The 13,610-nt window shown below is 70.0% G+C and carries 12 protein-coding genes; 5 read left to right on the plus strand and 7 right to left on the minus strand.

The window, feature by feature from the left end; translation table 11 throughout:
- The first annotated feature begins 211 nt into the window (after positions 1-211).
- Positions 212-736 carry a hypothetical protein gene (locus OV090_RS23420; RefSeq protein WP_267706441.1) on the plus strand — a complete coding sequence of 175 codons (525 nt, stop codon included), beginning with the start codon at positions 212-214 and terminating at the stop codon, positions 734-736.
- Between the two features lie 564 nt (positions 737-1,300).
- On the opposite strand, the gene OV090_RS23425 is transcribed toward OV090_RS23420, so the two are convergent.
- Positions 1,301-2,773 carry a leucyl aminopeptidase gene (locus OV090_RS23425; protein WP_267706443.1) on the minus strand — a complete coding sequence of 491 codons (1,473 nt, stop codon included), beginning with the start codon at positions 2,771-2,773 and terminating at the stop codon, positions 1,301-1,303.
- Positions 2,774-3,046: 273 nt separating this feature from the next.
- Between OV090_RS23425 and OV090_RS23430 the strand changes: the two genes are divergently transcribed.
- Entirely contained in the window at positions 3,047-3,379 is a 333-nt protein-coding gene (locus OV090_RS23430; RefSeq protein ID WP_267706445.1) for a hypothetical protein, read from the plus strand.
- Positions 3,380-3,838: 459 nt separating this feature from the next.
- Here the strand turns inward: OV090_RS23430 and OV090_RS23435 are convergent, their stop codons facing one another.
- On the minus strand, positions 3,839-4,630 hold the full coding sequence (locus tag OV090_RS23435) for a hypothetical protein (protein ID WP_267706447.1): 792 nt from the start codon (positions 4,628-4,630) through the stop codon (positions 3,839-3,841).
- 68 nt (positions 4,631-4,698) lie between these two features.
- On the opposite strand from OV090_RS23435, the gene fsa reads away from it, so the two are divergent.
- A complete protein-coding gene (gene fsa, locus OV090_RS23440) occupies positions 4,699-5,355 on the plus strand; it encodes a fructose-6-phosphate aldolase (RefSeq protein WP_267706449.1) in 657 nt (218 codons plus the stop codon).
- 32 nt (positions 5,356-5,387) lie between these two features.
- Positions 5,388-6,059, plus strand: a complete 672-nt coding sequence (locus tag OV090_RS23445) for a hypothetical protein (RefSeq protein ID WP_267706451.1) — start codon at positions 5,388-5,390, stop codon at positions 6,057-6,059.
- Positions 6,060-6,554: 495 nt separating this feature from the next.
- Here the strand turns inward: OV090_RS23445 and OV090_RS23450 are convergent, their stop codons facing one another.
- Positions 6,555-7,058 carry a hypothetical protein gene (locus OV090_RS23450; RefSeq protein ID WP_267706453.1) on the minus strand — a complete coding sequence of 168 codons (504 nt, stop codon included), beginning with the start codon at positions 7,056-7,058 and terminating at the stop codon, positions 6,555-6,557.
- 169 nt (positions 7,059-7,227) lie between these two features.
- Between OV090_RS23450 and OV090_RS23455 the strand changes: the two genes are divergently transcribed.
- Positions 7,228-7,875, plus strand: a complete 648-nt coding sequence (locus OV090_RS23455) for a hypothetical protein (RefSeq protein WP_267706455.1) — start codon at positions 7,228-7,230, stop codon at positions 7,873-7,875.
- 566 nt (positions 7,876-8,441) lie between these two features.
- Here the strand turns inward: OV090_RS23455 and OV090_RS23460 are convergent.
- From OV090_RS23460 to OV090_RS23475, 4 genes are all read right to left on the minus strand, one after another.
- Complete coding sequence (locus tag OV090_RS23460; protein WP_267706457.1) at positions 8,442-8,825, minus strand: helix-turn-helix transcriptional regulator; 384 nt, start codon at positions 8,823-8,825, stop codon at positions 8,442-8,444.
- Positions 8,826-8,933: 108 nt separating this feature from the next.
- A complete protein-coding gene (uvrB, locus tag OV090_RS23465; protein WP_267706459.1) occupies positions 8,934-11,066 on the minus strand; it encodes an excinuclease ABC subunit UvrB in 2,133 nt (710 codons plus the stop codon).
- Between the two features lie 58 nt (positions 11,067-11,124).
- Complete coding sequence (locus tag OV090_RS23470) at positions 11,125-12,120, minus strand: cytochrome d ubiquinol oxidase subunit II (protein WP_267706461.1); 996 nt, start codon at positions 12,118-12,120, stop codon at positions 11,125-11,127.
- 94 nt (positions 12,121-12,214) lie between these two features.
- Complete coding sequence (locus OV090_RS23475; protein ID WP_267706463.1) at positions 12,215-13,561, minus strand: cytochrome ubiquinol oxidase subunit I; 1,347 nt, start codon at positions 13,559-13,561, stop codon at positions 12,215-12,217.
- Between the last annotated feature and the right edge of the window lie 49 nt (positions 13,562-13,610).

The following is a 13,610-nucleotide window of genomic DNA, read 5'->3' on the forward strand; positions in this document are numbered from 1 at the left end:
GCCCTTCCCAGCCCAAAAGCCGCGAAACGATGGCAAAAAAGCGCAGTTTTGTCAACCTTGTACTGGAGCACGAAGCCAAAAACAGGTGTCCTGACCGTTTGGCCAGGATGACCTCGCTGGACGCGTGAGTAAATCCACGGCGCACGCCGGCCGCCGTCCCATCGATCGCTGCATTCTTGAACCCGAACGCCGCTCTCCTATGATGCGCCCCATGTCACCGCGCACCTCCTCGCGCCGCTCTCTGCGCCCGCGCTTTCAGCGGGCCGCGGCCCGGCTCCTCCTCGGCCTCGCGTTCCTCGGCCCGCTGGCGTGCGCGACGACCCCGGACCGATTGCCCCCGCCTGACCGCCAATTCTATTACACGCTGCCTTCCGCCGAGGACAAAGCCAAGTTCCTCAAGCTCAAGGAGACCGAGCGCAAGCCGTTCCTCGAGCAGAAGGGCCTGTGGACGAAGTGGATGGAGCTGTCGCCCGAGGAGCGCGAGGCGGCCCAGCGCGGCGAGGTCAAGGCGGGCTACAAGGAGTTCACGGCGCTGATGGCCTGGGGCGCCCCCGCCGACACGCAGGAGAGCAAGACGCCCGAGCGCAGCGTCCGCTTCCACACCTTCATCCGCTGCACCAGCGGACCGCGCGTCGGTCGCTGGGTCGCCAGCAACCTCGCCTGCGACGGCACCTCCAGCGAAGTCGAGATCGCCGTCGAGAACGGCCTCATCACCGAGGTCAAGTACCTCAACTAGCGGCCGCGGCTGCCCGAAGGAGCCTGTCGCCTAAGACAGGCGCGGGCGCACCGGCCTGCTCCGGCCGAGGGCCTCAGCCTGCTCGAAAGAGCATGTCGCCTGAGACAGGTCCGCGACCGAAGGCCAGGAGCGGACCCTTCGGCAAAATTCCTCTCCGTCGCGCGGAGACAGAGTTGCGAGGCGGCGAACGAACCGCGAGCAACCTCGTCGGGCGCCTGCGCGGAGACAGAGGTGCGAGGCGGCGAGCGGACTGGCGGGACGGACCTTTGAACCCGAGAGTCGGTGACGAGCCGCGGGGCGGTTGTTCACGCGTGAGCGAGGACGACGAGCGCGAATCGTTCCCTGTTGCTCGTGCGAGCAGCGCAGGGCGGACACTCGAGGTCGCGGTCGGCGAGTCGTGCCCGGCTCGGCGCGGGCGGGGTGATGAACGGCCTGTCCGGAAGTGCAGGTCGCTCCGCGTTCGACAGGAAAGGCGCCGGCGCGCAAACGGTCCCCAGGGGCAGCTTGCACGCCGCGGCTTCGAGGTCTCTCTTTTTTAAAGGGTGCCCGGAGGGACAGCCGAGTTCAGGCGCGCCCGAGGAACTCGAGGATCGTCGCCACCGCGAAGCCGGAGCCGCCCTCGTCGCACACGCCGAACGGCTTGCGGACCATCGCCGGGCCGGCGATGTCGACGTGGACCCACCGCTGGCCAGCCGTGAATTCCGTGAGGAACAGGCCGGCAGTGATCGCACCGCCGTAGCGTTCGCCGGTGTTGCGCATGTCGGCGATCGGGCTCTTGAGCTGCTCCTTGAGCGCCTCGGGCAGCGGCAGGCGCCACATCTCCTCGCCGACGCGCTCGCTCGCGCCGGTCCACAGGTTCACCAGCTCGTCGTCGCGGGACATCACGCCGGCGCAGCGCGGCCCGAGGGCGACGATGCAGGCGCCGGTCAGCGTCGCGAAGTCGAACAGGTAGGTCGGCTGCAGCTTGCCGGCGTAGACCAGCGCGTCGGCCAGAGTCAGCCGGCCCTCCGCGTCGGTGTTGTTGATCTCCACGGTCTTGCCGTTGCTGGCCGTGAGCACGTCGCCGAGGCGGTAGGCGTCGCCGCCGATCATGTTCTCGGTCGCCGGGACGATGGCGTGGACCTCCCACGGCACGCCGAGCTTGGCCGCGGCCTCGAGCGCGCCGAGCACCGCCGCGGCGCCGCCCATGTCCATCTTCATGTCCATCATCGCGTCGCTCGGCTTGAGCGACAGGCCGCCCGAGTCGAACGTGACGCCCTTGCCCACCAGGCACACGCGGCCCTTGGCGGTGCCCTTGGGCGTGTACTGCAGGTGGATGAACTTGGGCCGCTGGGCGCTGCCGCGGGCGACCGCGAGGTAGCAGCCCATGCCGAGCTTCTCGCAGTCCTCGCGCTCGAGCACGGTGAGCCGCACGCCGCGATCGGCGAGGTCGTCGGCGATCTCTCGCGCCACGTCGGCGAGGTAGCTCGGGGTCACGAGGTTGGCTGGCCCATTGACCAGGTCACGCGCCCGCGCGACGCTGGCCGCGACGATCTGGCCGCGCGACGTGCCTTCGCCGGCCGCGGCCTCGCCGAGCACGCGCACGCGCTGCACGGTCGAGGGCTTGCGCTTGGCCTCGCTGAGGTAGCGGTCGTAGCGGTAGGTGCCGAGCTGGAGGCCCTGCGCCACGAGCTCGCCGAAGTGGACGGGCTCGCTCGTCGCTCCGAGAGCGCGCAGATCGAGGACGACCTCGGCGACGCCGGCCGCCGAACCCGCACGCACGGCGTCGAAGGCGAGCGTGCGCACTGCCCCGGCCGAGGGCGCGCTCGCGCCGGTGCCGAGGAGCAGCACCTGCTGTGGTTCGCCCTGGTGCTCGCGCAGGAACGAGAACTTCTCCCCCGGTTCACCGCGGAACCGCGCCGCCTGGGCCGCGCGCGCCAGCGGAGCGCCGAAACGGCGTTCGATCGCCGGACCCGTGTCGCTGCTGGCGACCGCCACCGCGAGCAGATGATGGCCCGCGCCGGCCGCCTCCTGAGAAGTCCACTCGATGCTGAGCATGTCGGCTGTTGTCCCCCACCGCCGCGTCCGCCGCAAGCCGATCGGGGGTCGGCCGGGAAACGGAGGGGACTCACGGAGCAAGTCGCAAAAACCACGCCAGACGCGCGGATGCACGCAAAATTTCTAGCGAAACGAACACCTGGACCCCTAAGGTGTTACAAAGATCGTTCACCTTCCTATAATTGAGTAAAAAAGATGTTAATTGGCGTTGACACTACATGCTCTTTATATGTAGCGTTTTGAGTACGTAGCCCCTGAAGGAGGGACCACACGATGCTCACCGACGATACCAACACGAACGCTGCGCCCGAGGAGGGCAAGAAGGCCTCGAAGCGCAAGACCGCCAAGAAGAAGGCGGGCAAGAAGGCCGCCAAGAAGGCGGGCGCGAAGAAGGCCGCGAAGGCCGGCGCCGCCAAGAAGACCGGCAAGAAGGCCGCCAAGAAGGCGGGCAAGAAGGCCGCCAAGAAGACCGGGGCGAAGAAGGCCGCCAAGAAGACCGGTAAGAAGGCTGCCAAGAAGGCCGGTAAGAAGGCCGCCAAGGCCGGTGCGAAGAAGACCGCGAAGAAGGCGGGCAAGAAGGCCAGCAAGCGCTCTTCCGCCGCGTAAGCTGCCTCTCGGGGCCGACCGAGCCCCGATTCGCACGAAAATCGCCGCGAACCTGCCCAGGTCGCGGCGATTTTCATTGGGTCAGCGTGCGCGATCGGCGAGCGCCGGTGCGACGAGCGATGCGCGAGCTCTCGCGCCGCGCCGCGACCGGCGCGATGGCGAGGCGGAGCTCGTGCGTGGGCGGGCCGTGTTGAGCGCGTGAAGGACGATGAGCGCTCTACGCGCGCCGAAGGGCACTGCGTCGAGCGGCCCGTGTGCGAGGGCGAAGGACGATGAGCGCTTCACGCGCGCCGAAGGGCACTGCGTCGGGCGGCCTGTGCGCGAGGGCGAAGGACGATGAGCGCTTCACGCGCGCCGAAGGGCACTGCGTCGAGCGGCCCGTGCGCGAGGGAAGCGCGACGAGCGCCCCCGAGCGCGACGCGGCTGAGTGTAGCGGCCCGCACGCGTGCGCTATCAGCGCTACAGCTCGGCCGCGTCCAGCGCGCGCGCAAAAGAGCGCAGGTTGGCGTGGGCGCGTGCGCCGCTGAAGAGGATGGTCGTGTCCTCCAGCGCGTCGGCGTTGGCCAGCGCGAACACCAGGCTCTCGGCGAGCGCACCGCGCAGGCGTTCGGTCGCGCCCGCGGCGTCGATGCGCAGCCAGCGGTGCTCGTAGGTCTGCTGGACCGGCCGGCCGGTGCCCTCGAAGGCGGGCACCAGCGTGTCGATGGACAGCTTGCGCGCCAGGGCGAGCGTGGCGGCAGGCTCCCACAGGCCGTCGAGCTCCCACACCACGTGCAGACCCTCGGCGGCGCGCGCCTCGACGAACGCGGCCAGCCGGGCCTGATTCACCGAGCCGGGCGTGAAGCTCGGCGGCGTGCGCAAAATGACCGTGTCGGCGCCCATCTCCTTGGCGCAGCGCAGGCTCGCCTCCCAGGCGCTCTGGACCTCGGGCGTGTCCTGCAGGTGGCCGAACCGGCGCGCCTCGCCGGGCAGCGTGCGCGTGCCGGCCTCGCGCAGGCCGTCGCTCGCCGCGTGGCTGACGAGGTGCCACACGTACGGCACCACCACGGCGTTCGGATGGACGCTGCGGACTTGCTCCGCGAGCGCCCGCGCGGCCGCGGCGCGCGGAGGGTTCAGCAGCGTCGAGCGCAGCACGACGAGTTCGACCGGGTCGCCGGCCTCGTCGCCGGCCTCATCGGAGGGGTCGAGCCGGGCGGGACGCGCGGCGCGGAGAGCGTGCTCGTCCTGAAGGATCACACCGAGGCGGGGCATGGCGGCCGGAGGCTAGTGCGGACGCGGGGCATATACAAGCGCGGCCCGCTGTGTGCTATGGGGCGCCCGTGAAGCTCTTCATCGATACGGCGGACGTGAAGGAGATCCGTGAGGCGGCGGCGATGGGCCTCCTCGACGGCGTGACGACCAACCCGTCCCTCGTGGCGGCGACGGGGCGCGACATGCGTTCGGTGTTGCAGGAGATCTGCAGCATCGTCGACGGCCCGGTCAGCGGCGAGGTGCTGGCGACGACGTACAAGGAGATCATGGACGAGGCCCACGACCTCGCCGCGATCGCGCCCAACATCGTCGTCAAGGTGCCGCTCATCGAGGACGGCCTGCGCGCGGTCAAGACGCTCACCGGCGAGGGCATCAAGACCAACGTGACGCTGTGCTTCTCGCCGATCCAGGCGGTGCTGGCGGCCAAGGCCGGGGCGACGTACATCTCGCCGTTCGTCGGCCGGCTCGACGACATCGGCCACGAGGGCATGGAGCTGGTGGCCCAGATCGTCGAGGCGTACGCCAACTACGGCTACAAGACCGAGGTCCTGGTCGCGTCGGTGCGCTCGCCGCTCCACGTGCTCGAGACGATCCGGATCGGCGCGCACGTGGCGACCTTGCCGTTCAAGGTCATCCACCAGCTGATCAAGCACCCGCTGACCGACGTCGGTCTGGCCCGCTTCCTCGCCGACGCGGCCAAGATCCCGGCGGCGAAGAAGAGCTGAGGACCTGTCCGTAAGGACATGCTGGTGAGGGGATGCGGAAGATCCGCCAGCACGTCAACCCGCTGAGCGCGCACTTCATGCGAGCGCGCGCGCAGCCGGTCGCGCGCCCGCCAGGCCTCGCAGCCGACTGCCCGATCGAGGTCGAGCTCGGCTGCGCCGACGCCGAGTTCAGCTTCGCCCGCGCCGCGGCGCGCCCGGATGCGCTGATGGTCGGGCTCGACATCCGCGAGCCCTGCCTGGCCCGAAACCGCGTGCGCGCGGCCGACGAGGGCCTGTCCAACCTGCTGTTCGGCTACGTCAACCTCAACGTCGACATCGACCGCGTGTTCGAACCGGCCAGCGTCGACCGCTTCCACCTGCTGTTCCCCGACCCGTGGGTGAAGAAGAGCCACCAGAAGCGCCGCGTCATCGAGCCGGCGCTGGTGGCGTCGCTGGCGGCGCAGCTGCGCCCGGGCGGCGAGCTGCACGTGGCCAGCGACGTGTTCGAGGTGGCGCTCGAGATCATGGCGACGGTCGAAGACCCGGAGCTCGCGGGCGTGGGGCTCGTCAACCTGGCCGGCCCGTGGAGCTTCTGGCGCGGCAATCCGTTCGCCGAGGCGAGCCGCCGCGAGCAGACGACGCTGCGCCGCCAGCAGCGGGTGTGGCGGATGCGCTATGTCCGAAGCGACATGGCGCCCGGGACAGGTGATTTGATGCAGGTTTGAAGGGACATGTCCTGAGGGACGTGTCCCGAGGTGCGGTTCGAGTGCCGGCGAGGCGGACGGCTGGGTGGGAGCCCGCCGCACTTGACGAGGACCCGCGAGAGCGGGCGCCGAACTCGACAAAATTCGACACCTCAAGGCGGGCGTTAGGCTCCGAGCTCGGAAGGAGCGCAGCCAGTCACCCGGCAACGAGGCCTTCGGCGGACGGGGCGCGAGACTCACGGGCCCACGTTAGCGAGTCGATCCACCTCGAGGCGGGCGCGAGGCTTCGAGCTCCGAAGGAGCGCAGCCAGTCGCGCGGGCATCACCCGCGGCAGCAGACGGCAACGAGGCCTTCGGGGATGAGGCGCGAGACTCATGGCCCACGTCCGCGAGGCGACCCACCCCAAGGTTTGCGAAGCCCCAGTCGGTGGTCGCCCCGCAACCTGACGCGCTCGCAACCTCGAGGTGCGAGTGTCCCTCGGCTCTCGAGCGCGGCGAGCCCTCGGCCAGCCTGTCTCAAGCGCCAGGCATGAGCGTCTCGATCTCGGGCAGCGGGAAGGCGTCGGGCAGCTCGAGGCACTTGCCGACCCGCTGGGCCTCGACGCGGCCGGCCTGGGGGTCGGCCGCCTTGTCGACGCGCTCCTGGACCGCGTCGACGCACGAGCAGAAGGTCAGCGAGGCGCGGCGGGTGGCGACGTCGGCGCAGCTCGTGTGATGGCGCGCGAGACTCCAGGCGAGGAAGGGGTCGCGGCAGTCGAGGGAGGGGACCTCGATGGCGAGCACGCACTCGCACAGCTCCTCGTCGCGGGGGAGGACCATGGCCTGCGCGCAGAGGGTTTGCATGTACGCGTCCTCGGCCCGCAGGCGCTGGTCGTAGCTGACGGCGTTGCCCTGGATCATCCCGGCGAGGCCGGGCAGCAGGAACCACGCGATCAGGCCGACGATGGGCAGGCCGACGAGGGCACCGAGCAGCAGGTCCCGCGTGCGTGAGCGTGGTGGGTCATCGAGATCGGCGAGCATCGGCATAAGATCCCCCGGGATCGTGGCGGATTTTGCGCTGCGGCGGCTGTGGAGGTCCCACAAGGGTCCGATCTCGCAGGCGCTTGGGGCTTGTGAAGCGCGGACGAACCGTACAATACTCAGGCACAGCGCCGGTGCTAGCCTGTCCGGCCCTTCCCCAATGACGGCCATGCTCCGCTCCCGATCGTTCGTCGCAACCGTCCTCGCCGTGGCCATGGTGCCGGTGCCCGGCCTCGCGGCTCCCGCCGCTCCTGCGGCCCCCGCTCCCCCCGCCGGCCCCGCCGCGCCCGCGGCCGAGCCCGCCAACCCGAGCGAGCCGCCGCCGGGCGAGCCACCCAGCGAGGTCCCGACGAGCGACGCGCCGCCCGACGAAGTGCCGGTCGAGGAGCCCGCAGCCGAGGAGCCGAAGACCGAGGAGCCGCCGCCGTCCGAGACCCCGGAGACGATCGTCCCCGAGGGCCCCGAGCGCCCGCCCGAGCCGACGCTCGGCAACGGCAAGTTCAAGGCCAAGGGCACCGGTCTGATGATCTCCGGCGGCGTCCTGCTCGGCGCCGGCCTCGTCGGCGTCATCACGTCGTACTTCCTCACGCGGTGTCCCGAGAGCGAGATCGAGAACTCGTTCGCCTGCAAGAACCGCCAGCACAACACGTTCGCGGTCCCCGCCACCGGCGCCGCGGCCCTGCTCGGCGCGGTCCTCCTCATCGTCGGCCTGACCTACCGCGCCCGCTACAAGCGCTGGGAGAACTGGGACCCGAACCGCGCCAAGACGGCCTTCCGCCCGAACTTCACGGCCAACGGCGTCAGCTTCAAGTTCTGAGCGTCGCGCCCGGCTCACGAGGACGCCGCAGCACCGGCACGGTGCGCGCCGTCCTCGTTCGCGTTCAAGACGCAGCCACGACGGGGCTGCGAGCAGGCCTCGAGAACATGTCCGGAGAGACATGTGAATGTGCGGTGACTCGCTTCTCGAACGTGTCCCTCCGGACATGCCTTGAGGAGCCGCAGTGAGGGTTCCGGCCTCGCGGTAGCGACCGAGGGCGACCTTGGCGTAGTCGGAGCAGTTCGGGCTCCATACGTCGACGAGGTCGAGCTCCTGGCCTCACGGCCTCGGGTCGCCTTGGGAGGTCAAAAGGCTCGAGCGCAACAAGAGGTCGCCGAGGTCGAGCGACCCTCTTCACGGAAGTCGCGGCGGAGAGTGCCTCTGCGAGGCTCGAGACCCCCGAGGTCGAGCGCCCGAGGCTCACGGGCGCTCGCGGCCGAGGACGACCTTGATGAGGTCGAAGCGGCTCGGGCTAGCGAGACGCCGCCCCAGGCCACATGGGCGGTCGCGGTCGCGGACGACCTTGGCGAGGTCGAAGCGGTCGGGCTAGCGCGACGTCGTCGGCCTCACGGGCGGTCGCGGCCGATGACGACCTTGGCGAGGTCGAGCAGCAGCTCGAGCTCGTGCGGCTGGGCCCGCTGCGCGACCGAGTTGAGCAGGGCGAGCAGCGTGCTCTCCGGGGACGCGGTGGGGCCGGGGAGGTCCGGCAGGAGCAGGGCCAGCGGCACGCCCATGCCGTCGGCGATCCGCAACAGCGTGCGCAGGCCGGGGCTGGTGTAGTGCCCGTTCTCGAGCCGCGAGACCATGTCGGACGCGATGCCGGCGGCGCGCGCGACGGACTGCTGGGTCAGCCCACGCTCCTCGCGAATCGCGCGGATCCGCTGGGCCAGTGCCGCCATGTAGTGGCGCTCGTACTGCTCGCGCGCAATGTCGTAGGTCTCTTCAGACATGTCTTAAAAAGCAGCCGCGAGCGCCGCCGGGGCGCGGCGCGCGTGCCGTTCGTGCGCGATGTCGTGGGTCTCTTCGACCATGCTTTTCCCGAGAACGGAGCAGAGAGGTCAGCTCTCGAACTCGAGGCGGCGCGCCTCGAGCACGCGGATCCGGTCGCGGATCCGTGCGGCCTCCTCGTAGCGGAGCGCCTTGGCGAGTTCGACCATCTGCGCCTTGAGCTCGCCGATCCGCGAGTCGAGCTCGCTCGGCAGCAGCTCGCCGTCGGTCAGCGGGCCGAGGCCGACCGGCAGCTCGTTGACGGGGGCCTTGGCCTGCTTGCCGCGCGACGGCGTGGCCTCGGGCTTGGCCTCGGCCTCGAGCGGGTTGATGGCCGCGTGGGTGCTGCGCGGGACGATCCCATGCTCCTTGTTGTAGACGGCCTGGACCTCGCGGCGACGGGTGGTCTCCTCGATGCACGCGCGCATGCTGTCGGTCATGCGGTCGGCGAACATGATGACCGTGCCGTGGAGGTTGCGGGCCGCGCGACCGCAGGTCTGGATCAGGCTCTTGTACTCGCGGAGGAAGCCCTCCTTGTCGGCGTCGAGGATGGCCACCAGGCTGACCTCGGGCAGGTCGAGGCCCTCGCGCAGGAGGTTGATGCCGACCAGCACGTCGAACTCGCCGCGTCGCAGGCCGCGGAGGATTTCCACGCGCTCGAGCGTCTCGACGTCGGAGTGGAGGTAGCGGACGCGGATGCCGAGGTCGCTGTAGTACTCGGTCAGGTCCTCGGCCATGCGCTTGGTCAGCGTCGTCACGAGCACGCGCTCGTTCTTGGCGATGCGAGCCCGGATCTCCGCCAGCAGCTCGTCGACCTGGCCGGCGATCGGGCGCACCTGGATCTCCGGGTCCAGGAGGCCGGTCGGGCGGATGATCTGCTCGACCACGACGCCCTCGGTCTTGCGCAGCTCGTACTCGGCCGGGGTCGCGCTCATGAAGATGGCCTGGTGGATCCGGCTCTCCCACTCGTCGAACTTGAGCGGGCGGTTGTCGAGCGCCGAGGGCAGGCGGAAGCCGTGCTCGACCAGCGTGGTCTTGCGGCTGCGGTCGCCGTTGTACATCGCCCCGACCTGCGGGATGGTCTGGTGCGACTCGTCGACGACCATCAGGAAGTCGGGCGCGAAGTAGTCGATGAGCGTCGGCGGCGGGTCGCCGGGCTTGCGCATGGTGAGGTGACGCGAGTAGTTCTCGATGCCGGAGCAGAAGCCCATCTCCTCGAGCATCTCGAGGTCGAACATGGTGCGCTGCTCGAGCCGCTGGGCCTCGACCAGGCGGATCTTCTCCTTCAGCTCGACGAGGCGGTCGTGCAGCTCGAGCTTGATGCCGTTGATCGCCTTGCGCAGCTGCGAGGCCGGGGTGACGTAGTGGCTGGCGGGGAAGATCGTGACCCGCTGCATGGTGCCGCGCACCGCCCCGCGGAGGGCGTCGACCTCGCGGATCGCCTCGACCTCGTCGCCGAAGAACTCGATGCGGATCGCCTTCTCGTCCTCGTAGGCGGGGAACACCTCGACGACGTCGCCGCGCACGCGGAAGGTGCCGCGGTGGAAGTCGATGTCGTTGCGCTCGTACTGCATCTCGATCAGGCGCCGCAGCAGCTGATCGCGGTCGAGGCTCTCGCCGACCGAGACGGTGGCGACCATGCCGTAGTAGGCCTCGGCCGCGCCGATGCCGTAGATGCAGGAGACGCTGGCGATGATGATGACGTCGCGCCGGCTGAGCAGCGAGTAAGTGGCCGCGTGGCGCAGGCGATCGATCTGTTCGTTGATCATCGAGTCCTTCTCGATGAACGTGTCGGTCGACGGCAGGTAGGCCTCGGGCTGGTAGTAGTCGTAGTACGAGACGAAGTACTCGACGGCGTTGTCGGGGAACAGCGCCTTGAACTCGCCGTACAGCTGGGCCGCGAGCGTCTTGTTGTGGGCGAGGATCAGCGTCGGCCGCTGGACCTGGGCGATCACGTTGGCGATCGTGAAGGTCTTGCCCGAGCCGGTGATGCCGAGCAGGTGCTGGTACTTGTCGCCGCGCTGGACGCCGTCGACGAGCTGCCGGATCGCGTCGGGCTGGCCGCCCGCGGGCTGGAACTGGGTGACGAGGCGAAACGGCCGGTCGGCGACGATCGTCGGCTTGACCGCGCTGGCGAGGTCCCACTCGATGCCGGGCTCGTTGACGGGGACTGGTTCTTTACTGCGGGCACGGCTGCGGGCCATGGGGGCGAAGAGTAGCAGCCGCGCACGCCAGCGCGAGTCCGCGCGTGACGCACGAAGCTCACGCGCCCGGTCGACGCTTGAACACGACGAACAGGTAGCCCAGCGAGGGGAACAGCACCAGGCCGCCGATGGCGAGGGCGACGAGGATCGGCGTCAACACCGAGGCCGGCGCGGCAGTGCCCGCGATCGTGTAGCCGGGATAGGCGAGGTAGGGGTACTGCGCGACGGCCCAGCCGACGACGATCAGCGTCACCTGCGCCATCGCGCTCACGCGCGCGAGGAGGTCGCGGCGGGCCCCCAGGGCGTAGATCGCGACCACGGCGGCGAGGCCGGTGGCGAGGTGCAGCGGGGTGGCCCACGGGCTGGCCGAAAGGTCATGTCGGATCACGGGCGGCGCGACGAGGTAGGCCACCAGCGCGGTGACGCCGACGACGACCGCCGAGCCGAGCGCGCGGGCGCGGAAGTCGGCGCGCAGGTCCGGATCGCCGGCCTCGCGCACGAGGTAGACGGCGGCGAGGAAGGCGAACAGCGCCAGAGTGAACAGGCCGACGGCGAGCGGGTACGGGGCGAGCCACTCGGACAGGAAGTCGGTGTCGACGAGGCCGGTCGCAGGGTCGACGTCGAAGCCAGTGCCGAGCGCGCCGAGGACGACGCCGAGAGTGATCGGGGTGAGCAGGCTGGCGACCGCGAACACGCCGCCCCAGCGCAGGGCGCCGCGGCCGTGGAGCGGGTCGTAGTGGGCGAACACGAAGGCCGAGCCGCGCAGGACGATGCCGACCAACATCAGCGCGAGCGGGAGGTGCAGGGCGGTGCAGACCGCGGCGAAGGCGGTGGGGAAGCAGACGAAGAGGAGGACGATCAGGAGGATCAGCCACACATGGTTGGCCTCCCAGATCGGTTTGATAGAGTCGTCGACGAGCCGCCGCTGAGCGGCCTTGCGCGGACCCCAGGCGAGGAGCTGCCACACGCCGCCGCCGAAGTCGGCGCCGCCCGTGAGGGTGTAGAGCACGAGGGCGACGAGCATCACGCCGGCGATCATCAGCTCGGGTGTCATGCGACCTCCGTGGATGGCCGATGGGGCATGTCTTGAGGGGCAGGTTTCGAACAGTGCTCGCGGATGCGAGTCCGAGGATGCGGCTGCGAGAGGGTCATCGCGGCGCCTCCGGGGGGAGCTGTTCGGGGATGTCCGCAGGGACAGATTGATTGCGGTCGGCGGCGAACACGACGCGGCGCAGCAGGACGATCACCGTGACGCCGAGGAGGACGTAGAGGCCGGTGAAGGCGAGGAACGGGATGACGAGGTGAGGCGTGGGCGTGACGGCGTCGGCGGTGCGCAGGATGCCCTGGACGATCCACGGCTGGCGGCCGACCTCGGTGACTGTCCAGCCGGCCTCGATGGCGATGACCCCGAGCGGGGCGCTGACGACGAGGAGGCGCAGGTACCAGTCGGGCAGCTCGCGGCGGCGGACGGCGAACGCGGCGCCGAGGCCGGCGACTGCGATCATGGCGAGGCCGCAGCCGACCATGATCTGGAAGGCGACGTGGACGACTGCGACGGGCGGCCGTTCGTCGCGGGGGAATTCCTTGAGGCCGACGACCTCGGCGTGCGGGTCGCCGTGGGCGAGGAAGCTGAGGAGGTAGGGGATTTCAAGGGACCAGCGGGTCTCCTCGGCCTGCTCGTCGGGCCAGCCGAAGATCCGGAAGGGCGCGCCGCGCTCGGTGTTCCAGTGGCCCTCCATCGCCGCGAGCTTGATCGGCTGGTGCTCGGCGACGTGCTTGGCGGCGACGTCGCCGGTGATCGGCTGGAGCAGGGCGAACGCGGCGCCGACGACGAGGGCGATCTTCAGGGCCGGGCGGTGGAGCTCGCGCCTGACGCCGCGCAGCAGCATGGCGGCGTGGATGCCCGCGACCGCGAAGCCGACGCTGGCGAAGGCGGCGCAGGTCATGTGCAGCACCTCGCTGAAGGCGGCGGGGTTCCACATGGCGGCGAACGGGTCGACGCCGGTGACGCCGCCGGCGGGGCTGCCGGTGAAGCCGGTCGGGGTGTTCATCCAGGCGTTGGCGCACAGGACGAAGGCGGCGCTGGCGGTGCCGGCGAGCAAGACCATGACGCCGGACAGCAGGTGCACGCGCGGCGAGACGCGGTCGCGACCGTAGAGAAAGATGCCGAGGAAGATCGCCTCGAGGAAGAAGGCGAAGCCCTCGAGCGAGAAGGGCATGCCGACGATCGGGCCGGCGAAGGCCATGAACTGCGGCCACAAGAGGCCGAGCTCGAAGGACAGGACGGTGCCCGAGACGGCGCCGACGGCGAACATGATCGCGGTGCCCTTCGACCACCGCTCGGCCAGCTCGCGATAGATGGGCTCACCGGTGCGCTGGTGGAGCCGCTCGGCGATCACCATCAGGAGCGGCATCGCCATGCCGACGATGGCGAACAGGATGTGAAAGGCCAGCGACATCGCCATCTGGGCGCGGGCGGCGAGGAGGTCGGTCATGGTGCCTCGGTTCAAGAGTACGACCGGTCGGGAGTCGAGGCGGCAGGAC

The sequence above is a fragment of the Nannocystis sp. RBIL2 genome (assembly GCF_026626745.1).
GTDB lineage: Bacteria > Myxococcota_A > Polyangia > Nannocystales > Nannocystaceae > Nannocystis.

Coding starts and splice junctions, on each gene's coding strand:
- uvrB (WP_267706459.1), bottom strand. CDS start 11,066: ATGGCCCGCAGCCGTGCCCGCAGTAAAGAACCAGTCCCCGTCAACGAG.
- OV090_RS23435 (WP_267706447.1), bottom strand. CDS start 4,630: ATGCCCCGCCTCGGTGTGATCCTTCAGGACGAGCACGCTCTCCGCGCC.
- OV090_RS23425 (WP_267706443.1), bottom strand. CDS start 2,773: ATGCTCAGCATCGAGTGGACTTCTCAGGAGGCGGCCGGCGCGGGCCAT.
- OV090_RS23430 (WP_267706445.1), top strand. CDS start 3,047: ATGCTCACCGACGATACCAACACGAACGCTGCGCCCGAGGAGGGCAAG.
- OV090_RS23450 (WP_267706453.1), bottom strand. CDS start 7,058: ATGCTCGCCGATCTCGATGACCCACCACGCTCACGCACGCGGGACCTG.
- OV090_RS23445 (WP_267706451.1), top strand. CDS start 5,388: ATGCGGAAGATCCGCCAGCACGTCAACCCGCTGAGCGCGCACTTCATG.
- OV090_RS23475 (WP_267706463.1), bottom strand. CDS start 13,561: ATGACCGACCTCCTCGCCGCCCGCGCCCAGATGGCGATGTCGCTGGCC.
- OV090_RS23460 (WP_267706457.1), bottom strand. CDS start 8,825: ATGTCTGAAGAGACCTACGACATTGCGCGCGAGCAGTACGAGCGCCAC.
- OV090_RS23470 (WP_267706461.1), bottom strand. CDS start 12,120: ATGACACCCGAGCTGATGATCGCCGGCGTGATGCTCGTCGCCCTCGTG.
- OV090_RS23420 (WP_267706441.1), top strand. CDS start 212: ATGTCACCGCGCACCTCCTCGCGCCGCTCTCTGCGCCCGCGCTTTCAG.
- OV090_RS23455 (WP_267706455.1), top strand. CDS start 7,228: ATGCTCCGCTCCCGATCGTTCGTCGCAACCGTCCTCGCCGTGGCCATG.